The sequence below is a fragment of the Rhodohalobacter sulfatireducens genome (genome assembly GCF_022012475.1).
GTDB lineage: Bacteria > Bacteroidota > Rhodothermia > Balneolales > Balneolaceae > Rhodohalobacter > Rhodohalobacter sulfatireducens.
The window spans coordinates 36,625-62,014 of record NZ_JAKLWS010000003.1 but is presented as its reverse complement, the minus strand read 5'-3'; the positions used below and the strand labels follow the sequence as shown (position 1 = coordinate 62,014).

The 25,390-nt window shown below is 41.9% G+C and carries 24 protein-coding genes; 5 read left to right on the top strand and 19 right to left on the bottom strand.

From position 1 onward, the window contains the following. Positions 1-21: 21 nt before the first annotated feature. A complete protein-coding gene (locus L6773_RS03605) occupies positions 22-714 on the bottom strand; it encodes a hypothetical protein (RefSeq protein WP_237852486.1) in 693 nt (230 codons plus the stop codon). 126 nt (positions 715-840) lie between these two features. Next, a complete protein-coding gene (locus L6773_RS03600; RefSeq protein ID WP_237852485.1) occupies positions 841-1,308 on the bottom strand; it encodes a GNAT family N-acetyltransferase in 468 nt (155 codons plus the stop codon). Between the two features lie 155 nt (positions 1,309-1,463). On the opposite strand from L6773_RS03600, the gene L6773_RS03595 reads away from it, so the two are divergent. After that, positions 1,464-1,847 carry a Bor/Iss family lipoprotein gene (locus tag L6773_RS03595; protein ID WP_237852484.1) on the top strand — a complete coding sequence of 128 codons (384 nt, stop codon included), beginning with the start codon at positions 1,464-1,466 and terminating at the stop codon, positions 1,845-1,847. Between the two features lie 79 nt (positions 1,848-1,926). Here the strand turns inward: L6773_RS03595 and L6773_RS03590 are convergent, their stop codons facing one another. The 6 genes from L6773_RS03590 to L6773_RS03570 all read right to left on the bottom strand — a co-directional run bounded on the left by L6773_RS03590 (position 1,927) and on the right by L6773_RS03570 (position 6,591). Next, positions 1,927-2,499 carry a plastocyanin/azurin family copper-binding protein gene (locus L6773_RS03590; RefSeq protein ID WP_237852483.1) on the bottom strand — a complete coding sequence of 191 codons (573 nt, stop codon included), beginning with the start codon at positions 2,497-2,499 and terminating at the stop codon, positions 1,927-1,929. 83 nt (positions 2,500-2,582) lie between these two features. Next, positions 2,583-3,110 carry an SCO family protein gene (locus L6773_RS03585; RefSeq protein WP_237852482.1) on the bottom strand — a complete coding sequence of 176 codons (528 nt, stop codon included), beginning with the start codon at positions 3,108-3,110 and terminating at the stop codon, positions 2,583-2,585. A 105-nt stretch (positions 3,111-3,215) separates the two neighbouring features. Beyond that, positions 3,216-4,907 (bottom strand): cbb3-type cytochrome c oxidase subunit I, encoded by a 1,692-nt coding sequence (locus L6773_RS03580; RefSeq protein ID WP_237852481.1) that lies wholly within the window; start codon positions 4,905-4,907, stop codon positions 3,216-3,218. After that, a complete protein-coding gene (locus L6773_RS03575) occupies positions 4,904-5,380 on the bottom strand; it encodes a cytochrome c oxidase subunit II (protein WP_237852480.1) in 477 nt (158 codons plus the stop codon). The genes L6773_RS03580 and L6773_RS03575 overlap by 4 nt, the downstream gene beginning before the upstream one ends. A gap of 4 nt (positions 5,381-5,384) precedes the next feature. After that, positions 5,385-5,519 carry a hypothetical protein gene (locus tag L6773_RS21445; protein ID WP_255727692.1) on the bottom strand — a complete coding sequence of 45 codons (135 nt, stop codon included), beginning with the start codon at positions 5,517-5,519 and terminating at the stop codon, positions 5,385-5,387. Positions 5,520-5,658: 139 nt separating this feature from the next. Beyond that, positions 5,659-6,591: a DUF4097 family beta strand repeat-containing protein gene (locus L6773_RS03570; RefSeq protein ID WP_237852479.1), complete on the bottom strand. Its 933-nt coding sequence runs from the start codon at positions 6,589-6,591 to the stop codon at positions 5,659-5,661. A gap of 209 nt (positions 6,592-6,800) precedes the next feature. Between L6773_RS03570 and L6773_RS03565 the strand changes: the two genes are divergently transcribed. Then, on the top strand, positions 6,801-7,652 hold the full coding sequence (locus tag L6773_RS03565; protein ID WP_237852478.1) for a proline dehydrogenase family protein: 852 nt from the start codon (positions 6,801-6,803) through the stop codon (positions 7,650-7,652). Positions 7,653-7,721: 69 nt separating this feature from the next. On the opposite strand, the gene L6773_RS03560 is transcribed toward L6773_RS03565, so the two are convergent. The 4 genes from L6773_RS03560 to dnaX all read right to left on the bottom strand — a co-directional run bounded on the left by L6773_RS03560 (position 7,722) and on the right by dnaX (position 12,697). Further along, complete coding sequence (locus tag L6773_RS03560) at positions 7,722-9,659, bottom strand: M1 family metallopeptidase (RefSeq protein WP_237852477.1); 1,938 nt, start codon at positions 9,657-9,659, stop codon at positions 7,722-7,724. Positions 9,660-9,674: 15 nt separating this feature from the next. Then, complete coding sequence (recR, locus tag L6773_RS03555) at positions 9,675-10,280, bottom strand: recombination mediator RecR (RefSeq protein WP_237852476.1); 606 nt, start codon at positions 10,278-10,280, stop codon at positions 9,675-9,677. A 40-nt stretch (positions 10,281-10,320) separates the two neighbouring features. Then, positions 10,321-10,668 (bottom strand): YbaB/EbfC family nucleoid-associated protein, encoded by a 348-nt coding sequence (locus tag L6773_RS03550; RefSeq protein ID WP_237852475.1) that lies wholly within the window; start codon positions 10,666-10,668, stop codon positions 10,321-10,323. A gap of 190 nt (positions 10,669-10,858) precedes the next feature. Then, on the bottom strand, positions 10,859-12,697 hold the full coding sequence (dnaX, locus tag L6773_RS03545) for a DNA polymerase III subunit gamma/tau (RefSeq protein ID WP_237852474.1): 1,839 nt from the start codon (positions 12,695-12,697) through the stop codon (positions 10,859-10,861). Between the two features lie 156 nt (positions 12,698-12,853). Here dnaX and L6773_RS03540 point away from each other — a divergent pair, with 156 nt between their 5' ends. Then, complete coding sequence (locus L6773_RS03540) at positions 12,854-14,896, top strand: GWxTD domain-containing protein (RefSeq protein WP_237852473.1); 2,043 nt, start codon at positions 12,854-12,856, stop codon at positions 14,894-14,896. 76 nt (positions 14,897-14,972) lie between these two features. Here the strand turns inward: L6773_RS03540 and L6773_RS03535 are convergent, their stop codons facing one another. The 4 genes from L6773_RS03535 to L6773_RS03520 are packed head-to-tail and all read right to left on the bottom strand — an operon-like array spanning position 14,973 to position 19,055. Continuing rightward, complete coding sequence (locus L6773_RS03535) at positions 14,973-15,737, bottom strand: SH3 domain-containing protein (RefSeq protein WP_237852472.1); 765 nt, start codon at positions 15,735-15,737, stop codon at positions 14,973-14,975. Continuing rightward, positions 15,734-17,521, bottom strand: a complete 1,788-nt coding sequence (locus L6773_RS03530) for a BatD family protein (protein ID WP_237852471.1) — start codon at positions 17,519-17,521, stop codon at positions 15,734-15,736. Before L6773_RS03530 ends, L6773_RS03535 begins: the two co-directional genes overlap by 4 nt. Then, positions 17,505-18,236, bottom strand: a complete 732-nt coding sequence (locus L6773_RS03525) for a tetratricopeptide repeat protein (RefSeq protein WP_237852470.1) — start codon at positions 18,234-18,236, stop codon at positions 17,505-17,507. Before L6773_RS03525 ends, L6773_RS03530 begins: the two co-directional genes overlap by 17 nt. A gap of 57 nt (positions 18,237-18,293) precedes the next feature. Beyond that, positions 18,294-19,055, bottom strand: a complete 762-nt coding sequence (locus tag L6773_RS03520; protein WP_237852469.1) for a YebC/PmpR family DNA-binding transcriptional regulator — start codon at positions 19,053-19,055, stop codon at positions 18,294-18,296. A 273-nt stretch (positions 19,056-19,328) separates the two neighbouring features. On the opposite strand from L6773_RS03520, the gene bshA reads away from it, so the two are divergent. Together bshA and L6773_RS03510 are read left to right on the top strand one after the other, a co-directional pair. Further along, complete coding sequence (gene bshA, locus L6773_RS03515; RefSeq protein WP_237852468.1) at positions 19,329-20,459, top strand: N-acetyl-alpha-D-glucosaminyl L-malate synthase BshA; 1,131 nt, start codon at positions 19,329-19,331, stop codon at positions 20,457-20,459. 162 nt (positions 20,460-20,621) lie between these two features. Beyond that, positions 20,622-21,020 (top strand): DUF4405 domain-containing protein, encoded by a 399-nt coding sequence (locus L6773_RS03510; RefSeq protein WP_237852467.1) that lies wholly within the window; start codon positions 20,622-20,624, stop codon positions 21,018-21,020. On the opposite strand, the gene L6773_RS03505 is transcribed toward L6773_RS03510, so the two are convergent. The 3 genes from L6773_RS03505 to L6773_RS03495 all read right to left on the bottom strand — a co-directional run bounded on the left by L6773_RS03505 (position 21,017) and on the right by L6773_RS03495 (position 25,301). After that, positions 21,017-23,314: a DUF349 domain-containing protein gene (locus L6773_RS03505; RefSeq protein WP_237852466.1), complete on the bottom strand. Its 2,298-nt coding sequence runs from the start codon at positions 23,312-23,314 to the stop codon at positions 21,017-21,019. The genes L6773_RS03510 and L6773_RS03505 overlap by 4 nt on opposite strands. A gap of 154 nt (positions 23,315-23,468) precedes the next feature. Beyond that, a complete protein-coding gene (locus L6773_RS03500) occupies positions 23,469-24,293 on the bottom strand; it encodes a mechanosensitive ion channel family protein (protein ID WP_237852465.1) in 825 nt (274 codons plus the stop codon). A 198-nt stretch (positions 24,294-24,491) separates the two neighbouring features. Then, entirely contained in the window at positions 24,492-25,301 is an 810-nt protein-coding gene (locus tag L6773_RS03495) for a mechanosensitive ion channel family protein (protein ID WP_237852464.1), read from the bottom strand. Positions 25,302-25,390: the final 89 nt, after the last annotated feature.

Genomic DNA, 25,390 nt, shown 5'->3' with positions numbered 1-25,390 from the left:
TCGGAATAATTCCGAAATGGCTTACTGATTGCTGATACGATATCGAATAATCTCCTCAAGAGGGATATCTTCTCCACGTTCTTCCTGCAGTGTTTGGATAAGCTCGGGCGTTACACCTATTCTCTGCATTCTAATGAGTTGATCTGTAGTAACATCGGTATATCCCAAATCGTGGATATTGCTGGTATAGTAGGCTGTAACATCTGCCCTTTCGAGTTCAATAAATTCATCGATTGTCAGATCGTATCCCAGTTCAATCATCATCGCCATAAACGTGGATGACACGCCAGCATTGGCGAGTCGAACAGATTCATCAAGTGTAAGGCCCGTATAGCCCAGCGATCGTATATTAGATATATATGTGGCTGTAACTCCCTCATCCCGAAGTTCCGTTAAGTCTTCATGTGTCAGAGCTGTATACCCCATATCGGCCATCATCTCATTCATGCTATTGAGCAGATCTTCACTGTAACCATCAAAATTGATGGTATTAACAATAGAGTTAATCGGGTTTAGAGAAATTCTGCTGATATCTTGTACAAAATAGAGACCGAGCACAACAACAATTGATACCAGAAGAACATTTTTCGTGAAGTTATTAGAAGACGTTTCAGCCTGAGGCGTGTTTTGTTCGTGTTTTGCCAGGAAATCTGAAAGTGAATCATTTCCTGAATCCCTTACATTTGTCTTTCGATCTTTACTTTTTTGACTCATCCCATCTTTACTTTCAATTTTTGCACGTTGATAATAATACGCAATTAGAATCCTGTAGTTGCATGATCACTTTACTCGGCTCTGTCTTATTGAATATTATTTAAGCTTTATCAATAAAAACAACCTTTACAGGTATTTACTCATAAAAAACATTTTTGGTTCTCCATATTCAAAATTCATTCTTTCATACAGATTTTTTGCACGATTGTCTGCACGAACTTCTAACGTGATTTTACAGCAATTCGTCTCTTTAGCCTTTTTCTCAACAGCAGCCAGCAGAGCCTCACCAATGCCTTTACTTCGAAAATTTTTTAATACCGCTAAATCGTGAACATTTATGACTTTGGCAGCATTGAATGTAGAAAAACTGTAAACACAATTGACAATTCCAGCCGGTTGATCATCATAGAATGCAATTAAACTAAACCAAACCGGAAAATTTTGAATCTCATCAATTAATTTCTCCCGGATATCTTCGGGCAAAGGTTTTCCCAATCCCATTGGATGTTTTGCATATTCATTAGTTACATGCAATATTGCATCCGTATGTTTTTCATTTGATAAATCGGCTTCTATAATATTCAGCTCTTTCATCTCTTATACTTAAATCCTTTTGAGACTTTTTACTTTAAATTAACGCATATTAAAAATGAAGATACACTCTTCACCAAATATGTAAAAAACAATCACAAAATCATCCTAATATTATGTTTAAAAAGTCTGTATTTCTTTTCGCGCTCGCCATGTTGATGTCTGGCTGCTATCACGCACAGGTAACAACCGGGCTTGAAGCCTCAAGTGAAGTTTACCAGAAAAAATGGGCCACCGGGTTTATTGCAGGGCTGGTACCGCCGGATATTGTCGACGCAACTGAGCACTGCTCTAACGGTGTTGCCAAAGTCGAAACCCGACATAGCTTCCTTAATATGGTTGCACAAGCGATTACATTTAGTCTTTATTCACCAATGGAAATAACTGTAACATGTGCATCCGGGATGGGAGCTGTAGAAGGTGACAATGAACCTATTGAATTAGCAAAGTCATCATCTAAGGAAATCCAGCAAAAGACCTATAGTGAAGCAGTTTCCGTTGCCTCGCAAACAAAAAAACCGGTGTATATCGAGTTTAAATAATCACTACAGATATCAAAAATAAAAAAGGCCATGTTTAACACATGGCCTTTCGTTTTAAAAGTAGTTGAAGGTTTTATAATTATTCTTGTACTCTTAAAATACCAACCATTCCACCGGCATAGTGACCCGGGAATGTACAGATATAATCATAATCACCGGGCTCTTCAGGAGCAGTAAATGTTATTGAGTCTGTTTCACCATCTCCAAGCATTGCGGTGTGTACAATCACCTGGTCTTCAAAGTCAGGGGCGATGTACTCATTATCCCTGGCAGTTATAGAAGCACGTGCAAACGCATCAGTATCGGTTCCCATCTCTACAAGTGTCCAGTTGTGAGACATTGCAGTAGGCGGCAGATTACTTACTGTAGTCAGGTTAATTCGAATCTCTTCGCCGGGTGCAACTTCAATTGCCTCAAGAAGTATATATTCTCCGGCAGTACCTCCTGTTACCAGCCCCTCGCCTTCCGATTCTACTACAAATTTCATATCGTCTGTACCGATGATATCGATCGTTCGTATACCATCATCTACTGCTTCTGCTGATTCAGCATCCTGGCTGGCTGTTTCTTCAGCGGTATCACCGCCACCACCACAGGCTGTAAACGCAAATAGCAGGGCTACAAAAATAGAGTTGAAAAGTAATTTATTCATTGTAATGTGTTATATGTTTTGTGTTAAAATTCTTCTCTTTTGAACAAGTATTAAAAATACAACATTCATACGAGAAAGTTTTTTCAAGTTTCATTTAAAAGTTTTTCTAAATCCTGAATAACTTCTTCAGAACTTAATTCACTCCCAAGATACGAATTCCGCACACGACCCTCCCGATCTATCAGACTTACTCGATCGGTATGATCAATAAAGTAGATAGGAGTATTATCTTCCGTAAATCGAGTGGGAGTCTTCACGGTTGCAATCTCAAGCTCTTCGAGGAGTGAATCTACCTCGTCTTTATCACCTGTTAACAACCGCCAATTATTTTGGTTGATACTATAGCTGTTGGCATAATTAGATAAAACAGTGGGCGTATCTCGTGTCGGATCGAATGAAACGCTCACCAGCATGAAATCTTCGTGTTGCCCCAGTTCCTGTTGTACGTCTCTCATATTGTAGGTAATCATGGGACAGATATCCGGGCAGTGTGTGTAAACATACCCCACGAGCATTACTTTTCCGGAAAAGTCTTCAGGAAATGCAATCTTACTGCTGTCCTGATCAACCAAATTATATTCTACACCCTCCAGGTCTTTTTCTACTGACAAACGATCACAGCTCTGCAGATACAGAACTGTGATCCCCAGCAATATTATGATTTGCCAAAAAAACTTCTTTTTAAACATTGCCAGACTAATTGTCTTTATCATTCTTTAACGTAACGGTACCGGACTATTCGGTGAATAGGGTAGTGAACCGTCGTATGTTGACTGTAAAACATCATATATAACAGGTGTATATGAAAGTACGATTAAGATGATAGCAATTATTATAAATGGTTTGAAATTTCTTAACCATAGTGAAGGTTCGTTATGCAACGGAGCCGTAATTGGGAATGTAACCTTGGGTTCCTCGGCTGTTACCTCACTTCGGGCAAATACCGTAGCAAAGAATGCAACCACAAAGATTACAATTGCCAGGAACATAATAATTCCGCCAATCACCGTAATATCAATGTATGGCATCCAGTCGGGTTGATATAAAACACTTTCCGGATTTGCATATGATGCCCCGGTGTTAGTACGTCTCGGCATACCCAAAAGGCCTCCTCGCATCAAGCCCCATGAAAAGATCGAGACACCAATTGTATAGATATACGGAACGGATAATGTCCAGCCTTTCATCTTCACTGGTTTACCCATAAACTGGTGAATTAAATACATACTGCCGCCTAAGAAAGCAAGCAATACCGGACCGGCAACCGTCAGGTGAAAGTGTCCCGGAACCCATGCTGTATTATGGACAGCCGTGTTCATTTGATAGGATGCATTCACAATTCCACTAATCCCGCCAAAGATGAAAATGATCAATCCGGAAATGAGATATGAGAAAAACCATTTTTCTTTGTCGAAATAGGGGAGTTTCGTAATCCATCCGAACAATCCTTTACCTCCGCGTTGTCGTCCTGCATATTCAAGAGAAGCCGCCAGGGTAAATGCTGTAATTAAACTTGGCAGCGCAACAGCAAACGTAAAGATACCATGTATCAGCTTCCATTGCGATCCAATAGCCGGGTCCATGTATTGGTGGTGTGTACCAACCGGAACGGAAAATACCACAAACATCATAAATACCAGTCGGCCGGCCATATCGGAATAGAGCTTACCGTCAGCAAGTTTTGGCATGAATGAATAGTACATCACATATGCCGGCAATAACCAAAAGTACACCAATGGGTGACCAAAAAACCAAAATAATGTCCTTGCAAGCATCACATTTACCTCATCTATCAAACCAAGAGACCATGGCAGAAGCATAAACAAAATTTCAACAGCAACGGATGCCGTGGCAATCAGCCATACGATAAACGTGGTGAACATTCCCACAACTGTTAGCGGGGTTTTTTCGCCGGGATTCTCTCGACGCCATTTCAGGTACATCGGTATCCAGTTGAAAAATGCCACCCATGAACCAACAACCAATAAGGTCAGGCCCACATAAAACAGCGGATGTGCCTTCAAAGGCGGATAGAATGTGTATAATACCGTTGCCTCACCCATTAGCATGACAACACCTGCCATCACTGATCCTACCAGCATCAGTATACCCGATGCCCAGGCAGCTTTCGTATTCAGGTTCATCTTCAGAGAATACGGAATCAATGCATTGCCAAGTGCTACCGCAAAAAATGTGGTAAATACAATTGCATTTAAAACACCGTGAATAGTTAATCCCTTGTAATAATCTCCACCCATAAAAGGATCACTCTGGATGATTCCCGCTCGGAATAGAGTCTGCATCAAGCCACCATATACCCCGATAAACAGCAGTACCATCGGGATAATAATGAGTAGTGAATTTAGCTTCTTAGCTGATTTTGAAAATTGAAATGTCTCTAAATTCATTGTAATGCCCCCATTTGATTACCTGCTACTCCTTCTTCTTCAATAATAATCCGTCCAGACATAGTGTGATGTGCTGCCCCACAAAATTCATGGCACGCAAAGAAGTATTCGCCCGGTTCATCGAAGGTAACTTGAATATAGTTTACTGCACCCGGCACCGCCATCAGGTTTACGTTCTTATTTTCAATCATAAACCCGTGGGTAATGTCCTGAGACGTTAAATACATATCTACTGTTGAGCCAACGGGCAAGCGAACTGTTGATGGCTGAAATGCCCACATCCGAGCAACCATCTGTAACTCGTACGTTTCCGGGCCACTTTGGAACAGCGTGTCTGATGTGAACGGTTCCATATCTGTAATACATGTTGGAACCTGGATATCTTCAACAACTGCTGCATACATAATTGCTCCAAAGAACAAAACTAACAGCATTCCACTAAGGCTTAAGGCCATTTTCTCTGATTTATCCATTTTGCTATCCCCTCCCTAAAAGTTCAAAGTAAAGTGAAAACCACATCACAGTATACATCACAATTAGAATCAGGAAAAAAGCGATAGCCCCTTTAGGCTGGAAATCTTCTTGTTCGGTGCTTTGGTCTGTGTTCCCCATTTATCCTCCGATTATTTTGGTTAATAAAGAACTTAATGTAAACTTAAAGAAATGTAAAAGTAAAAAGACAAGTGTGTCCAAAATAAAAAAAGTGCGACACCGTTAGATGCGCACTTTTAACTCATTGTGAGCGATATATTTAGTAATCCAGGTTAACAGATCCTCCGGAAGTTCTAGCCGTTAATTTTGGCCCGCCATTACCAATTCTACCTTCTATATGGTCTCTCTCAAACTCTCCGGTAAAATTTCTGAGTTCCGTATTAACCCGGTTTCCACTTAAATCCAATTCAAAATCTGATGCATTTTGTATATCAATATGGATACTTCCTCCACTGGTCTGCAGCTCAATATCATCCGAAAAGGATAAAAAATCTGCCCGGATACTACCGCCACTTGTTCGAGCAGACATTTTAGCAGAAATATTTTCAAGACGGATGCTTCCGCCGGACGTGCGCAGATCAGCAACGCCATCAACGTTATAGGCAGATACGGATCCACCGCTTGTGCGGGCACTCAACGTTCCGGAAACATTTTCTACATTTATACTCCCACCCGATGTACGTGCATCAGTTTCTCCGGAAAGATCTTTTAGATTCACACTACCGCCACTTGTTCTCAGATTGACTGAATTCATGATATATTCGGCCGAAACACTTCCTCCGCTGGTATTTCCCGTAACCGCAGAACCTTGAGGAGCAAATACCACAAAAGAGATCGAAATATTTCTGCCGCCGAAGAGGCTCCAACCGCTTCTGCCACGTCGATCGGCTTTGGCAACTACGGTATTTCCGTTCGAGTCTATCTCAATATCAAAATCCGACAGATCCGTATCTGATGGATCTACGTATCTGCCATTTCTGCGAACATACATCTCAACCCGAACTTCGCCTGAGTTTTGTCCGATAACATCAATCGAACCGCCCGATGTCTCAATCATGACAGATGGAGAATCAGTGGTGTTAAAAGTATCAATACGATAAGCCCGGTCACTATTTTGGGCATTCGCCGAGCAGACAAAAGATAGGACCAATACCAAAAAGGCAACGACTGCTTTATATGTTTTTTCTATCATAATTTTAATGTTTTTTCCTTGACCCGATATGTGTGAAATGAGATTTTCTTTTTTAGAATAGTTCATTCCACCCTACAAGAAATTAGTACGGAGAAAGCATTAAAGGGTTACGCTTTTTTGAATGAATCTCTGCTTAATTTCTGTTTTCTTTAACGATTATTGAATCCAATCCTTTTCATCTTAATCCATATTAATAGTATTTTTCTGTTATGAAATTACCTTTTTTTCTTGCGAGACGCTTTGTAGCGGGCAAAACATTTGATGAGACAATACCCAAGATTAAAGATCTGAATGATAAGGGAATTAAGGTAACGCTCGACCTGCTGGGTGAAAATGTCAAGAAGAAAACCACAGCTGACGACACCGTAGAGATCTATCGACAACTCCTGCAAGAAATTCATAATGCCGGGTTAAAAAGCACCATCTCCATAAAGCTTACCATGTTAGGGATGGATATTGATGAGGAGTATTGCAAAAACAACGTCTTCAAACTTCTCGATTTAGCAAAAGAACTTAATTCGTTTGTTCGAATTGATATGGAAGGCTCGGATTATACCCAGCGAACAATCGATATTTTTAAAGATGCATTTGAAAAATATGGCAAACATGTGGGAATTGTTCTTCAGGCGTACCTACACAGAACAAAAGAGGATATAGAAGAACTTACCGATCTGGAAGCTGATATACGGTTATGCAAAGGAGCGTACAAAGAACCAAAGCTGATTGCATTGCAAGATATGGCTGATATACGCGAGGCGTTTAAAAACTACTCGAAAGTACTCCTCGAAAAAACCGATTTTCCCCGAATTGCCACACACGATGAGGAGCTGGTTGACTTCGTGAAGAATTACACGGACAAAAACAACATCAATAAAGACCGCTTTGAATTCCAGATGCTGTACGGGCTGCGACAGGAAACCATGGAAAATCTCACCAAAAATGGGTTCAACGCCCGTATATATGTTCCGTTCGGTACAATGTGGTTCCCCTACTTTAAACGACGCTTAATGGAGAGAAAGGAGAACATCTTTTTCGTACTTAAAACTCTACTCAAAAAATAAGATCCTATATTTATTAGGTGTTAAGTGAAAGTTTTAAGGATGTCTGTCTGAGAATTTCTTTGAGAACTTTCAAGGTGATTGAGTTTCAACTTCGGGGAGAGGAGCCTGCCATACATTATTCTCCCTGTTGATATCAGCCATGCGATGGGTGGGATCGATCTCAATCTTTTGAATATCACTCTTAGGTTGATCAATCGTCAATGTATATTCAGGGAATACCCACTGCCAATCATCTTTCTGAACCCACTCTTTTTCTGAATATTCATTTTCTTTTTCACCCCACATAATTTCAAGTGGAATGTAATAGACGGTTGAAGAGCTGTCTGTGGATGTCACTTCCACTTCAATGGGCATTGGCATCAGATCTGTTCGCTCAAGTGTGATTTCGGTCTGTTCACCCGATGCATCTACAGATTGAATGGTGTAATCGATAGTTTTGGTCGTTGTAACCCAATATTCGTAATACCAGTCCAGTACCATTCCACTTTCCTCCTCTGCTATCCGGATAAAATCTTTTCCAGTGGGATGCTTAAACTGCCAGGCCCTGTAAAATGTTTTGAGACTTCTATTCAACGTCTCCTGTCCAATAATATAACCGAGTTGATGCAGAAATAGCGCGCCTTTCGTGTACGAGGCTCTCGAATAAGCCGTATTTGTTTCATAGTGATCTGAATGGATATGCATCGGTTCCTCCAGTCCCCCGGCTGTGGCAATTTGTTTATAGCTCCTGTACCTGTAAGCCATTGGATTTTCAACAGTTTCTCCAAATACCGCATTTTCTACAAACTCATCTAAGTAGCTGGTAAATCCCTCATCAATCCACGAGTCATAAACCTCGTTATTGGCCAGAACCCCGTGAAACCAGGAATGAACCAGCTCGTGAATGGTCACCCCCACCAAACTTCGCAAACTCCGATTTCCAGTTATCAAAGTTCCGATAATATATTCCATGCCGCCATCTCCGCCCTGAATCACCGAATATTCATCATAAGGATATGGCCCGATGTTTCTATTCATATACTGAAATGCTTTCACGGTATACCACGGTAAATTCTCCCATCGTTCAGCCAGCTCCTTGTTTTTTTCTTCCGAAGCGTTCTCAGCCACCGGATCGGTTTGATAAAAGAATCGAAGCAGTGGACCGTCGGGTACTTGAGCTGTTGTATGCTTGAAGTCAGGATCGGCGGCCCACATAAAATCGTGTACATTTTCCGACCGAAATTGCCAGGTAAGTTTCTCACCACTCGGCCGATTAACCGTCATACCTTTCGATTCATAACCATAACCTACTTCTTCCGGATTTTGAAGAATGGATCCCGCCGCGACTACATAATCCCGGTCAATGTGTATCGTAACATCAAACACACCAAAGGGAGCATAGAACTCTCGAGCCACATATGGGTTTGGGTGCCAGCCATCTTCATCATAAGCTGCAATTTTTGGGTACCACTGCGACATAGAAAAACGAACACCCTCGGCATTATCTCTTCCCGAACGGCGAGTTTGAAGAGGAACCTGAGCATTAAAATCCATTTCAAACACAGCTTCTTCACCGGGCAAAATCGGTTCATGCAATTGCACTTCCAGGATGGTTCCTTCAACAGTATAGTCCACCTCTTGACCATTATGTTTCAGGTGATCAATTCTTTGATACCCGATTTGAGTGCTATCATACCCAACAATCTTATCAGAAATTCTACTGCTGGGATCTGCGATGGTCCGCGAGCGCTTATCCATCATACTGTTCGGCTGAAACGCATTGAAAAACAGGTGATAAAACACCCGATTCAGTGTATCCGGTGAGTTATTGGTATAAGTTAGTTTTTGCGTTCCATCAAACCGATTCATTTCCACATCCATATCGATCTCCATCTCGTAGTGGACTTCCTGCTGCCAGTAACCGGCCCTTTGGGCGTTAGATGGATCAGGTCGAATAAATCCTGTAATAATCAGGCATAAAAGAGTATAGAGAACCTTCGTTGAAAATCGATTGTAGAGAAAAAGCATGAAATATTAAATTAGTCAAAAAGATGTTCGGCTGGCGAATGCACGGCTGAGAGTAGCTTCGTCAATAAATTCAAGTTCGGTACCCATCGGTATCCCATAGGCAATTCGAGTGATTTCTATCTCGTAATTTTTTAACAATTTATTGATGTAGTAGGAGGTCGCTTCTCCTTCGGCATCGGGGTTGAGAGCAAGAATCACCTCTTCAATCGACTCATCTTCATCGGCGATGCGATCCAGAAGTTCTTTAATACGAATATCATCGGGGCCAATGTTTTCCAATGGAGAGATGGTTCCGCCTAACACATGATATCGCCCTCGAAACTCATTCGTTTTTTCTATGATATACACATCCTGGAACTCCTCAACCACACAAACTACACCATTCATCCGCTTGTGATTACTGCAAATTGAACAGGGGTCGGTATCCGTAATGGTTCCGCAAACAGAACAGCGTGTTACAGATTTTTTGAGTTGAATAAGAGCATCAGCCAATTTTGAAACATGCTCATCTGTTTGCTTTAACAGATGGATAGCTATACGCTGAGCTGATTTCCGACCCGTGCCGGGGAGTTTAGCCAGTTCTTCAATCGCCCGTTCAAGAGCTTCAGAGGTGATTTGCATTTAGAGTTCTATAAAGGAGACTTTAATTATTGAGCAAAAATTACAGGCCGAGCTTACTCATATCCATGCCCGGAATACCGCCGCCGGGGAGAATATCTTTATACACTTCCTGCATTTTTTCTTTTGCTGCATCTTCTGCTTTCTCTAATGCTTTATTTACACCCGCAACAACAAGATCTTCAACCATCTCCTTGTCTTCCGGGTCAATTACATCTTTATCAAGGTCAATACTTACAATCTTGCGATTTCCGTTAGCAGTTACTTTTACCATACCGCCGCCGGCTTCCGCTTCCACAGTCAGTTCTCCCAAACGGTCTTGTACTTCCTTCATTTTTGCCTGCATGTTGGAAATCTTTCCAAACATATCGGCCATATTCTGATCACTCATAATATTCTGTTTTTTTAATTTTCTGTTTGAATTAGTGAAACGGAATCCTCACCAATATGATTCGTTTCGATTTGTCATTCTGAGCTCGACTCAGAATCTCCAACATTAATTACGACAGGAGATCCTGAATTAAGCCTGCCTGTGCTAAAGCTTCGTCAGACAGGTTCTGGATGACCGTAAAACTTATGTCTTAATACTCAAATTCAGCACCAAAAATTTCTACAATCGATCGCAGTTGAGGATCTTTCTTCTGTAATTCCCGGAAGCGTTCGTACGGATTTAGTTGTTGAGATTTTTTCTTTTTAGCTCTCTCAACAACACATTTAAAACGTACAAAAACACCGTTCTGTTCTTTAAACAATGCAGTTAGCGTCTGTTGATTTTCATGAATCAGTTTTCGAGAAAATTCATCACTCGCCGAAACGATCACTTCCGATCCTTTCAAGTCTTTTAAACGCACACGGTTCATCTGTTCGAATAATAAATACTGAACTTCGCTTTTCAGTAACTCCAGGTACTCATCCCAACATTCCTCAACATCTTCAACACCGCGGAGTGCCCGCTTTTGTACCTCTTTTTTCTGAACCGATTTTTTCTTCTTAACACCGTTTGCTGTACTGATTCCTTTCGCAAATCCGAGACTGGGCTTACCCATCAACAATTCATCAAGATCTTCGTCCTCCTCTTCGGTAACCTCCGTTTGAGCTGCCTCGACTGGGGATTTATCTTCTAAAGTAGAGACCTCTTTACTTTCATTGGTGCCTTCCTCTTTCGGTTCTATCTCTTCAGACATCTGTTGATTTGGACGGGACGGGCCTTTATCCGGGTTCTCCTCTTTTAAATGACCGTTAAGACTCGGTTTTTCTCCCGATTTTTCTTTTTGAGCAGAATTCTTGGCAGCTACCCTGTTACTGCCCTTTTTTTTTAACTGAGCTGCTTCATCAAGGAGAGTTTTGAGATTTTTGATCCGGCTCATGTGAACCAATTTCAGCATCAGGATTTCGAAATGAACTCGCGGCTGTTGTACATCACGAATTTTCGTTTGCGCATCACTCACCATGTGAAGCATTCTCAACAGATCATCCTCAGAAAATAGTTGAGCCGTTTCCTGGTATCTCCGTTTGGTTTCCGCTGTAGCTTCAACCAAATGCATCTGCTCATTTTGATGCGCCACGTACAAATTTCTAAAATGTGAGGTCAGCGATACTAAAAATTCGAGAATATCCACACCATCCTTCAGCAGTTGATCGATCAAAAGCAATCCCTGCTCAGCATTTTGTTTACTGACCGCGTCGGTAAACTCAAAGAGTTCATCATTCCCAACAATGTTCAGGGCCTGGGTAATCTGCGAATAGGTGATCTCATTTCCACAAAAGGCAATCGCCTGGTCCATCAATCCAAGAGCATCACGTAATGCACCATCAGCTTTTTTGGCAATTACGTGAAGGGATTCATCATCTATAGTAATTCCTTCATTTTTACACACATTTCGAAGCTGTTCAACAATCTCATCAACACTAATGCGCTTGAAATCAAATCGTTGTACGCGTGAAAGTATTGTGGGAAGAACTTTGTGTGGTTCAGTCGTGGCAAAAATAAAGATCGCATGCGGCGGCGGCTCTTCCAGTGTTTTCAACAGCGCATTAAACGCCGATTTGCTGAGCATGTGAACCTCATCAATAATAAATACCTTGTATTTTCCGCTTTGAGGAGGTACTCGAACTACTTCGCGAAGGTGATGAACATCCTCTACCTTGTTGTTAGAGGCGGCGTCAATTTCAACTACATTTAACGTTTGGCTTAGAGATTCACCATCAACAGACGCATCAATCTCATTCAGTGTACGCGCTAGTACACGCGCCATTGTGGTTTTACCAACCCCTCTCGGGCCACAGAACATATAGGCATGCGAAATTCGGTTCTGCTTGATCGCGTTTTTCAGAGTACTGCTCACATGTTCCTGAGATACGATATCATCAAAAGTCTGTGGTCGGTATGTGCGCGTTAAAACTCTGTAATTATCTGCCATGGAAGAAAGTGGATACTAAAAGACCATTTTGAAGCTACTGATACAAGGTACAAAAAATGAAATTTCTTTCTGAACATTTCCACGACTTTTTGATTCAAAGAAACCCCTATTTTGTACGTTGTATTTTTTTAAGAATCCGTTAATTTGTATAACCTGATGTTGAGATTTAAAAAAAGAATATCCATACAACTGTTTTTGGCATTCCTGTTTCTGAATGTTGCACCTGTTTTTGGGCAGGCACAGCAAGCATATGAACGGGGTTTGGAGCAGTTGAACCGTGGAAACACCTCCCAAGCGCTGGATATCTGGTACGATTCTTACCAGAACTCATCCTCTGTGGACTCCCGTATTGGCATTGAGTTTATTCGGGTAGTATCGGCAAATAATATGCGCAGCTACTATGAACCCGCCACCCTGCTATACTACCGGGCAATGACGGATGGCAACGGTATAGAAAGTCACGTAGCCGTTCGTCAGGAAATAGAACGGCTTAAACCAGTAATTGGTGATGGAATTTCTCGCCAGTGGTTGAATTGGTGGAATAATGAAAATCCAAACCTTGGAATTGATATGAAAGGGTTTTGGGTTCAGCACGATCCAACTCCGGCAAATATTACGAATGAACGGTTAATTGAACACTGGCAGCGCATTGCGGAAGCACAGAATCGCTATACCAAAAATGAAGAAACAGTTTATGGTACGGACGAGCGTGCACTGATTTATATTCGCTATGGTGAACCGGACCGTTCTAAAAATGGGATCCTTACTCTGCAGAGTTTTAATATTCGAAACTGGCTTGAAAATCAACTGGCACCGGATCGACAAAATGAAAATCGTACACCGGAGAACTTACAAGATGCTGACCGCCAGGTGATGCAACGGCTGCAAGATGCCATTTATGAATTTCATCGCTACCCCGAATATGAAATCTGGTTTTATGACCAGGTTGTTGAGCCACAAAATCAACCAATCATTTTTCTTTTTGGAACTGATGTTCGAAATGACAAATTCGCCCTTCAAACCAGCCTGGAAGATTTTATCCCCGAACGCGCTTTTTATGTTGATGAAGAGGAAGATGAGGAATCCCTAAACTTTACGCGTGCCGGTATCACTCCCGCGCTCATTCTTCAACTTTTGTACTACGAACAGCTTGCACAGGTGGATGATTTTTTTGCACAGCGCTTGAATGAACTTCAAAAAAGAATTCTTGACCAGGGGATTCAGGCGTTCCAGGGTATGGATCTGGCCTTTCAAACGGAGAGTCAACAAATCATCAATCAACAGGTAAACAAAGCGCCCGTACAAAAATCAACCTATGCCGACCTGATCCCGCAAATACCTCTCAGTGTCTATCAATACCGATTTTTGAGTGATTCACTGGATCCGGAAATATTAACCTATGTGGAAAGTTCTGCCCAGGAAGCCTTCCTGATTGATTACAATCGAAATGAGGGACAGAACCTTTTGCAGAGTGACCTCGGCCAGCAATACAATGCGATTGACCAACACACCTATTACGAATTGGTTCATAACCTCCAGGCTTATAACGAATCCTGGGAAATTTCTGCAAATCGATCCGATCAACCACCCTTAATTATTACGAGGCCAACAGAAGACCAGGTTTCAACTTCGGTTTTCCACCAGAATCATGTCGGTAAAACTTTTCAATCGGTATCAGTAGAGTTGATGAACTACAATCCAAATTCGCAATCACTTTTTGAAACCCCGTTTCCTCCCGCTTTACGTGGCTGGAACAAACAGCAGTATCGTCAACCAGAGCCTCTTAGCAGCTATCCCGACACCCTGGAAGTCTCCGATCTGATATTGGGATTCAATCACCCCAGCGAAACAACGGAACCGTTTGATTTTAAAGTCGCCAATAACCGATTGATTCCATTTGGTGAAACACTTCAATTACATTTTGAAGTCTATAACTTGATGAGGCAGGCCGACGGTTTCACCCATTTTGAAATGACATACAGAATTCTTCCCGTTGATGAGCAGGGCAATATCCGCAGAGATCAAAGTGAGTTTGTCCTCACATTGAATTTCACGAATGAAACCACCATTGTAAGAGAGAACCTGCAAATTGAAACCGCGAATCTTAATCCCGGTTTTTACGAGTTAGTCGTTTCCATTCTCGATACGGAATCCAATCAAAACAAGGAGAGAAAAATCCGGTTTGAAGTAGTTGAGTGATCATTTTTGATGAGATTGAAATCAATTCTTACACCCCTCCCGACTAAAGTCGTACTCCCCTAAAGGGGAGAATATTTCAAAACGTCATAATATGTCCGTCACGGATCCAGCCGTACATTCCATTTTCCAGTCGAATATATTTCCAACTCTGTTGATTCTCACTCTCGGTTTTGTCAACCTGCATCTTGTATCCTTCATAAGCTGTGCTTATGACTGTTGAATTATCCTCAGGCCTCTGATACACGGGAGCTTCGCGATCGATCATCACACCGGTTGAGTAACGGTTTTGCTGGTATTGGATAACGATGGAGCATATCAGCAGTACGACTGAAAAAATAATTGAACCGTAGCTAACATAATTAAGAGTTTTTTTGAAATCGAACCGAAACCACGCTCCAATTTTAGACGCAATACCCAGGTATAAAAAGAAGAGTGCTGCAAACGCAATTGCTTTTAAACCAATATTTTCTGAGAGAAAATTGATAAATCGAATCCACGGTAAAGCAGGTAAAACGGCCGATTGCCTTGGAAATTGATTGTTGATAAACTGGAGTGCTGTCTCGGCCTGCTGTTCAGTTTCACTGAATTTCTCAGCTTTGAGAAAATAATATTTAGCCTTTCCCAGGGAGTCCAAACGGGTGTATGCAACTCCCAGATTCTGCCATAATGCACCGGACTCATATCCGTCATCGGCAATCGATTGATACATATTAACAGCCTGTTGATAATTCCCCTCACTTAACAGGGAATTTGCTTCATCAAAGAGCGGCTGTTGGGCAAAGGCCATACTTCCCGGCACTAACAAACAGAAAACTGCAATTAAAAAAATGTACCTCTTCAAAGCTGTTCGTTTAATTCTGAAATCAATTTTTCCGTTCTGATTATATCACTCCTGTAATCTGTTCTGTCGCCGGAAGGTGCAAAACTGATTGTGGCACATTTGTCCAGCATCTTTTTGATCTGAGACTGTTGAGCCTCCTCGATTTCACTCTTTCTGACTTCTTGGATCAACTCCTGGTCAGAAAGTCCCGCCTCCGGCAGATGGAACTTATCAGTGAGATAACCAAACAAAGCTTTATGCAAAATGTTATAGATCTCTTTCGGGGCAGCCTCATCCACAATCGACCGGGCATACTCCAAGCGTTCATGGGCCAAATCAGCCGCACGATGAGCGCGTGCAAACTCCTTGTCGGTCGATAATTTCATCAACAATCGTTTTTTGCGAATCGCAACAATCAAGCCTGCAAACGGAATAATGAAAAGAAGCCAAAACCAAAAACGGCTAAATATCGATTCCGATGTGGCCTCATGCCAGACTGCTAAACCGGTTACGGGCTGAATCTGTGATCCATCGGAATATGAAACGGCATTTTGCACATTTCCACCGGGATGAACTGTATACCTGAGTGCGGGAAGGTTTACAAAATCATAATTACCACTTCCGGGATCAAAAACGGCGATTCTTTCAGCTGGAATTTCGTAATCTCCGGGCGCACGGGGTGCCAGTAATTCAGTAAACACCTTCTCTCCGCTAATGGTAAGCCCCCTCCGTTCAATATTGCTGCTTTCTTGCGGTGTATACAGCTCAAGATTATCCGGGAAATTATATTCCGGCTTTCGAACCAACGGAATATTTCCTTCACCATTTACTCTCGTGGTAAGCTCCAGTGTCTCACCTACCATAACATTATCCGTTGCCAGAGTTCGTTCTATGGAAAGATCTCCTACGGCATTCATAGAAAGAGCATTTGGAGCAGAAGGGATATCTCTTACATCAATAGTGATCGGCTCCGATTCGAGCGTAACCCGCCGCTGGCTTCCAGCCGATCCGAAAAAACTTCCAAATGGATCGTTTCTGGCTGATTGAGTTCGGATACCGACATTCAAGGGAAATTCAGAAAGTGTTAACTCTCCGCTTCGTGTAGGAAAAAGGGCATATCGAATAAGGGTTGCCGTACGAAATCGAACACCCTCGAGTATCACTGACTCTGCCTGGGGTTGACGAATATTTTGCAGCTCTTCCTTCCAAAAACCGTCGGTTCGCCACCCCGCATTGGGCTGAAAGGAGGTCACTTCTATTCCCTGTTTAAAAAAGAGCTGTACACTGGCAACAATTTGCTGTCCGGGTACCGGATTTTGTTCATCAATCTCTACTTCCAGGAATATCTCAGGCAACTGCCTGTTTCCGTCTGAAGAAAGTTGCCCCTTCTCAATCACTTCAACCTGGATCGATTCGGTTCGGTATTCCTGTCCATCAATCTCTATAGTGACTGGAGGGATTGTAAAAAACCCTTTTTCACGTGCAATCAGGCCATAACTGTACGTAGTTGATGTGGTTGTTCGCCCGTTTACAATGGATATACTTGAACTTCGAGAAGGCATTTGGGAAAGCAACCCGATACCTTCAATATCCGGAACAACCGGCAGAGAGACATCGCGCATGGAAGAACCGCTTACCTCAACCCGCAGGTTAAACTGTTCCCCGATAAAAATTTTATTTTCCGAAACAGTGGCTTCAAGCTGAAAATCCTGCTGAGCCAGGGTAATCCTGCCGAAGGGAATCAACAATAAAATGAGACTCAGAATACCGAACCTGGCCGCAAGAGAACTACCAATCCTTCTCATTTGTAGTGGGTGTTTCACTCGATTCTTTTTTCATGTTTTCAAGCAGTTCCCGTTCAAGCTGCTTTAAGGCGTCTAAAATATTTTGTGCCTCCTCGGGTGTCATCTCCGTAGGCTGTGGTTGAGGCTGACGCTGCTCGTTTTCCTGTTGTTCCTGGTCTTGCTGGCCGCCCTGAGGTTGTTGCTGATTTTGATTCTGATCTTGCTGCTCATTGTTATTTCCGTCCTGCTGTTGCTGATCCTGATTTTGCTGTTGATCGTTCTGACCGGACTCCTGGTCCTGTTGTTGCTGTTGCTGCTCCTGCTGCTGTTGCTTTTGGAGCGCCAGCTCGTAATTGTGGCGGGCATCGGAATCATTAGGATTCTTCTTCAACGCTTCGCGAAAGTATTCTACCGCTTCATCGTATTTGTTCTGTTCGGTCAACATTGTGCCCTGGTTGTAACTGGCATACGATTGTTCTTCAGCAGATTCCGACAGATCTTCAAACCGGTCATACACCTGCATCGCTTCTTCCGTCTTGCCAACTTTGTGCAGAGCTGATGCAAGGTTAAAATAAAGCTTTGCGTTCTCAGGATCCTCCTCAATCGCCTGTTGATACAGCTCTACAGCCTGTTGGTAGTTTCCATTTTCAAAGGCATCATTTGCTCTTCGGGCATCTTCAACGGAGGACGCCGAAAGAAATAAAAAAAGTATCAGAAATAAAGTTGTTCTCATCATGGCAATTTTTTGATCCGACATATAAACGATAAAGAAACTTCTTGAGTATATTTCAAATCAGGATTCTTCCTCTGCAAGTGCCAGTGTTTCATCATCCATTTTCATATTGGTGAAGATGTTTGAAACATCATCATTATCATCAAACTTCTCCATTAATTTTAAGTTCTTTCGAGCTGTATCGGGATCGGCTTTTACTTCGGTAGCCGGTATTCGAATCAAGTCAGCTGATTCAATCTCCACATCCTGCTCTTCGAGGTTCTTACGTACATCAAAAAGAGTTTCACGAGACGTAATAACTTCAAAAAAATCTTCTTCTGCCTCAAACTCTTCTGCACCGGCATCAATTGCAATCAACATAAACTCCTCTTCATCCAAGCCTTCATTTTTCACTTTAATAGATCCTTTCTGATCAAACATATATCCAACCGATCCATCTGTTCCCAGGTTTCCGCCGTGCTTTGTAAATATGTGACGAATGTCGCCTACAGTTCGGTTTAAATTATTGCTGGTGGCCTCAATGAAATATGCAATGCCCCCCGGTCCATATCCTTCGTAGGTTACGTCCTCGTAGTTTCCTGTACCGTCATCCAGCTCACCGGTACCTTTTTTTACGGCACGCTCAATATTGTCTTTCGGGAGATTATCTGCCTTAGCATTGTCTATAGCCAGGGAAAGCCGCGGATTGGTATCGGGATCACCTCCACCTTCGCGTGCAGCTACCGTAATTTCGCGAATGTGCTTTGTAAAAATCTTCGAGCGTTTGGCATCTTCCTTTGCCTTTTTGTGTTTAATATTCGCCCATTTCGAATGTCCGGCCATAATGATATGAATCAATAAAGAGTTAAATGAAAAACGGTTTTAAATATAACGGAATTGAGAATTTTCACCTAATACTGCAATTAAAGAAACGCACCTCTATTGTACATGGATGAAACGAACGCACCGATCATTTATCATATAAATATAAAATTATGTTTACATGCCTGTATTTCACAACAATTGTTGATACATTAAATGGCTGAATAATCGTGCTGGATAAAATTTAATTGTTCGGTTGAATGTATTCTCATAACAAGTAAACTTCGTTTTTCTATGAACATTGGAATTGTTTGTTACCCAACATTTGGCGGTAGTGGTGTTGTTGCTACTGAGCTCGCCAAGGGACTTGCCAATCGCGGGCATAAGCTACACATCCTCAGTTATGCAAAACCGGCCCGTCTCGATTCATTCAGAACAGATATCGCCTATCACGAAGTAGATTTAAGCACTTACCCGCTATTTGAATTTCCACCGTATGATTTGGCTCTTGCCAACATGATGGTTCAACTCATTCAATTTGAAAACATCGATATTCTGCATGTGCACTACGCCATTCCGCATGCTACGAGCGCCTATCTTGCCAAACAGATTTTAAAAGAAGAAGCCAAAGACGTACCTGTCATCACAACGCTCCACGGAACTGACATTACGCTGGTGGGCTCCGACCCTACCTACAAGAAGGTAGTTGACTTTTCCATCAACCAAAGTGATGGGGTAACGGCTGTTTCGGAATACCTAAAAGAAGAAACCTATCGCCTGTTTGACATCAACAAGGATATTAAAGTGATTCCAAACTTTATTGACCTGGAGCGATTCAAAAAATCAAAAAAAGAACATTTCAAAAAAGCGATCTGTCCGGAAGATGAAAAAATCGTGACTCACGTCTCTAATTTCAGGGAGGTAAAACGTGTGACAGATGTAGTTTCCACATTCAGTAAAATGTTAGAAAACGGCGTAAAAGCAAAACTCCTGATGGTTGGTGACGGCCCGGAACGCACTAAAGCTGAAAATAAGTGTCGCGAGCTCGGTATCTGCGACCAGGTACGATTTCTTGGAAAACAGGACCAGGTTGAGGAAGTACTCTCAATCTCCGACTTGTTTATGATTCCCTCCGGAAGCGAAACCTTTGGCCTGGCTGCACTGGAAGCAATGAGTTGCAGTGTGCCGGTTATCAGTTCTAACATTGGCGGATTACCTGAAGTGAATATTCATGGAGAGACCGGATACCTGTGCGAACTTGGTGATATCGATTGTATGGCACAACACGCCACTGAAATCTTAACGGATGAAAAATTGCAGCAGAAAATGTCGAAAGCCGCCAGGAAACGTGCTGAAAAATTTGAGATCGACAAGATTGTTACCGTTTACGAAGACTACTATGAAGATGTGAAAAGTTCTTTGTAATCATCTCATTTCTTAAAGCAGCAGCAGGTCTACGAAGACAATACAACCTTCGCCATTTTAGGGTTTTTCATAATTGATGTTACACACTTCATACAATATTAACAGCAGATTGATAGTCTATTAGATAAAGACTTATAAATTATTTCAAATATTGAGAGAGATATGAAGAAACCTGCAGTAAACTTTTTCGTGGACTCCATCGCATTTTTCCTGTTCCTGTGCCTGTTGTCTACAGGATTCTTAATTTTCCTCGTAATTCCTCCCGGATCAGGTTATGCCGTTTGGGGAATGGGTCGACACGATTGGGGAAATATCCATTTTTGGATCGCAATTTCATTTCTCATTATGATGGCAATTCACGTAATCTTGCATTGGAAATGGATAAAAATAAAAATCCAGGGCAGCTCAGGTGATCTTCACCATACAAAGAAGAGAAGTACATTTGCAATTGCACTTTTCATCATTGTACTGCTGCTTTTGATGGCGCCTTTCTTAAGTCCTGTTGAGAAAAGTAATGCAGGGCATGGGAGGCAGGACGTTCATGCTGAAGCTATTCGTTAAGCTCCTCGTTTAATCTTGTCGATCTCAATCTCAAGTTCTTGAAGTTCGTCTTCTTTCTCTGCTATTTCTTCTTCCGCTTCATCAATTTTCTTTTTCACATCGTCGAGTAGTGAACTTCCGCTATTTGAAGGCTTGAAATAACTGAGCGATTCTTTCTTCTGAATGAGTTCGCTGCTCAATTTCTTGATCTCTTTTCTGAGTTTATCAGCTTTTTTCTTCTTATCCCGAATCTCGGCGATATCGTCGGTAGAGAAGTTATCAACATTCTCTTTTCCAACGACCTGCGCAGCTGATTTTGCAGCGCGGAACCGATCGTAAATAACATCACAGGTTTCACGGTACTCCTTCCACATTCGGTTCTTGTGTTTGATGGGAACGTAGCCCGCTTTTTTGAACTCTTCCTGAAGTGGTTTTGCTTCATTTACCGCTTCAATTGGGTTCTCATGTGTTTTAAGCGCTTTTAGTTTTTCAAGAACTTCCTCTTTCTCTTTGAGGTTATCTTTTCGCTCCTCCTTCACCTCTTTGAAATGATCCCGGCGCCGGTCGTAAAAATGGTCCATCGCTCCTTTAAACTTCTTCCAGATTTTGCTGGATTTTTTTCTCGGAACAGGACCCACTTTCTTCCACTGGTCCATCAATTTTTGATACTCATTATGAGTATTCTCCCAATCTTCAGAATCCTTAATATCTTCAGCCTTTTCGATCAACTGCAACTTCTGCTTATAGTTCTCATCTTCCTGCTGTCTGAGAACTTCAATGTTGTCACCCTTCTTATCATTGAACTTGTCGGTTGCTGCTTTAAATCGATCCCAAAGCTCGTTTTCATCTTTCTGAGGCAGATTCCCAACCTTCTTCCAGCGCCGGTGAAGTTTGTTCACCTGTCGGGCAGCCTTTGCAATATTGTCGGTATCAAGGAGTGCCTCTGCTTCATCAATCAATTTCTTCTTCTTGGATAGAAACTTCTCAATATTTTTGCGGTATTTTTTATCGTACTTAAACCGCATGGAGTGGAATGTGTCCTGGGTCTCGTGAAATCGATCCCAAGTCTGTTGGTTTTTATCAGCCGGGACTCGTCCGATTTTTCGGAACTGTTTTGCATACTTTGAAAACTTCTTGTCCAGTTCTTTCCAGTCCGCTTCTTCATCTACACTGTTCAGGAACTTCTCCATCTTTTCAAGGGTGACCAGCTTACCCGTAAGATTGTCTTCCTCCTGCTGCTTCTTCTTAACCAACCGGTCTACCTTATGCTCATCAAAGGTATCAAGATGTTTTTGGAATGATTTTTCCAGCTTTTCCTGCTCACCTGCAGGAATCGGCTTAATGGAATCCCACTTTCCTTTAATTTTTCCGACTTCACGGGTATGAGTCCATTTTTCCTCATCCACAATCTTCTTCAACTGATCAAGCAGATCCTTTTTCTTCTCAAGATTCTCTTGTTTGATCCTCTTCTGTTCCTCGTAGTGATCTTTTTTCTTTTGTTCGAATTGCTCCCGCAGTTCATCAATTTTTTCCCGGTAAGGTTTGATGTCGGCACCTTCCGGATCGGGACCTTCCTCCCACTGCGTATCAATATTATCGAACTCCATGGAAGCGTAAGCCCAGTCGCCCATTTCGGCAAGGGTCTCTGCTTTCTCTGCTAATCCTTTGTAATAATCTTCTGCTGTTTCCTCTTCGTCGATATCATCTTCGTCGGATTCTTCTGAAACTTCAGACTCTTCATCTTCCGTTTCAACTACAATTTCGTCCGACTCTTCTTCATCATCTGTTTCCGCAGATTCTTCTTCAGCAGCTGTTTTCTTTTCCTCTGCCTTTTCATTCTCAGTAACCTCACCATCCTCCGTCTTCTCTGCCTCATTTGATACGGATGGTTGCTCAACTTCTTCCTCTGCCGTTTCAGATTGTTTCTCCTTCTCGGCAACTTCTGTTACTGATTTCTTCATTTTGGCAAGTTTCTTATCAGCATTGCTGATCAATTCCTCAAAATCTCCAATGGCATCTGCTTCGGTTACATCTTTCTTCAGGCTTTGCAATTTCTCCTCAAGTTCATCAACCTGTTCTTTCGTTTCCGTGGAAGCTTCTTCGAATAGTGTTTCGAATTTTTCTTCGATTATGGAAAAAGCATCTTCCAGCTTTTTGATTTGGGCATCCACAGAATCGGGATCTACTTTGGTAAGCACTCTCTTGTCAAAAAATTTGGTTTTCTTAAGGAAAATCTCACCCTCTTCGGTTACGTAGGCAAAATTATTTTCGAAGAGATGGTTACTACTGGTGTTATTTGAATTGGTGTCAGTCAAAACAGATACTTCATTTGGTTGCAAAATTACGGCCCGAAGCCTTCCTGTAAGCTTTGAAGTTTAACGAAGATTCAAACTGGAAGCAAGGTAAACGCCATATTCTTTATAATTTAAAAGCCCTGTTTTACCAGGGCTTGCTAATTATCAGCTAATTTTAATTTTGGTTGAACATGTGAACATCTCTTTGCGGAAATGGAAATGTTACATCGTTATTGTCGAACTCTTCTTTTACTTTTTTGATGATATCATATCGAAGGGGCCAAACATCAGGGGTAGCCGCCCACGGTCGAACTCTGATTATAACGGAGCTATCACCAAGGTTCCCAATGGCTAACAAAGGTTCAGGTTCATCCAGAACTCGTTCATCTGCATCAAGAATATCTTTGATTATACTTATTGCTTTATCCATATCGTCATCATAGCTGATTCCGAACTCCATATCTACACGCCGGGTATCAAACTTATTCAAGTTTTGAATTTCGTTTCCCCAAACACGAGAGTTGGGCATCGAAACCCCGATATTATCAAACGTGTGCATTTCGGTTGTAAATAACCCGATAGAATCAACAATACCGGTTGTTCCGCCAATGCTTACGGCATCACCCACTTTAAAGGGACGAAGAATTAACAACATGGCTCCAGCCGCAACATTACTTAAGGTTCCCTGCAGTGCCAGGCCAATGGCAAGGGCAGAGGCACCCAGTACTGCAATTATGCTGGCCGTTTCTACTCCAAACTGATTGAGTACAGCGAGTATGGTTACAAGAAGCAGAAGAATTCGGACTGTTTGCCCAAGAATAGGTATCAGCGTTTCATCGATCTTTTCTGAGTCGGTAGCTTTTTTTACAGTTTTTCTCGATGCCCATCCTGCAATGGTCCATCCAATAAACAGAATCAACACCGCCCCAATAATACTGAGTCCATACTCTACAAAGAGTGGCATTAAACTTTCTGAGTATTGATTAAATGTCTCTTCCATATCTATATATAAATTTTAAGAGATTAAAATTTGTGTTGCGGAGTTATTGAAAGTCATTTGTTATTCCACATATTGCGATTTAGCCCAACCGCCCAGAACCATAAAAATTTTATGAAAAGTCATCTAAAAAATGTACCTGTCTGCCCAATAAAAAAAGCCCTGGTGTTGAGCAGGGCTTTGAAGTTAAAAAGCAATCCTTTAATCCTTTATGATGTGAACATCCGTCTGTGGATACGGGATATTAAGTCCTTCCTTCTCGAATGTTTTATACACTTCTTCGTTCATTCTGAAAAATACTCCCCAGTAATCAGACGCATTAACCCACGCACGAACTGTAAAATTTACTGAACTATCCGCCAACTCTTTTACCGCAATAAAAGGTGCCGGTTCATCCAGGATACGATCATCCCCGTCTATTAAATTCTGTATTACCTCATAGGCTTTATCCACGTCATCACCATATCCAATACCTACAGTCCAGTCGACCCGGCGTGTTGGTTCTGTGGAGTAATTAGTCAGGGAACCGCTTGAAAGAGGGCCATTTGGAATCATTATAGTCTTGTTGTCGGGAGTCTTCAGAATAGTCATGAAGATTTGAATCTCATTGACTGTCCCTGAATATCCTTGAGCTTCAATAAAATCACCTTTTTTGAATGGTTTGAAGAGAAGTATCATCACACCCCCGGCAAAATTCTGGAGTGTACCTGAGAGCGCCAAACCAACTGCCAAACCAGCAGCACCAAGAATGGCAATAAAGGAGGTCATCTGTACACCGAGCATCCCTAAGGCTGTGATGTACACCAATATCTTTAATAAAACTGAAACAATACTGGTTAAAAATCCTTTAAGCGTTTCATCCGTCTCGCCCCTTTCCAGTCCTTTTTCAACTCCCTTGGCAATAATTTTTACGATCCAAAGACCGATTACAAGCGTTAGTACTGCAAATAAAAGCCTGGGCCCGTATTCAATTACAAGCCCCATAAAATCTATGTTAGCTAATGATTCCATATATCTTTCTCCTTTATGGTTAGTTAGTATTGGTAAATGATATTCCCAAATAAGAAAACCGAAGCCGTTAAACTAATTTTAACAGCTTC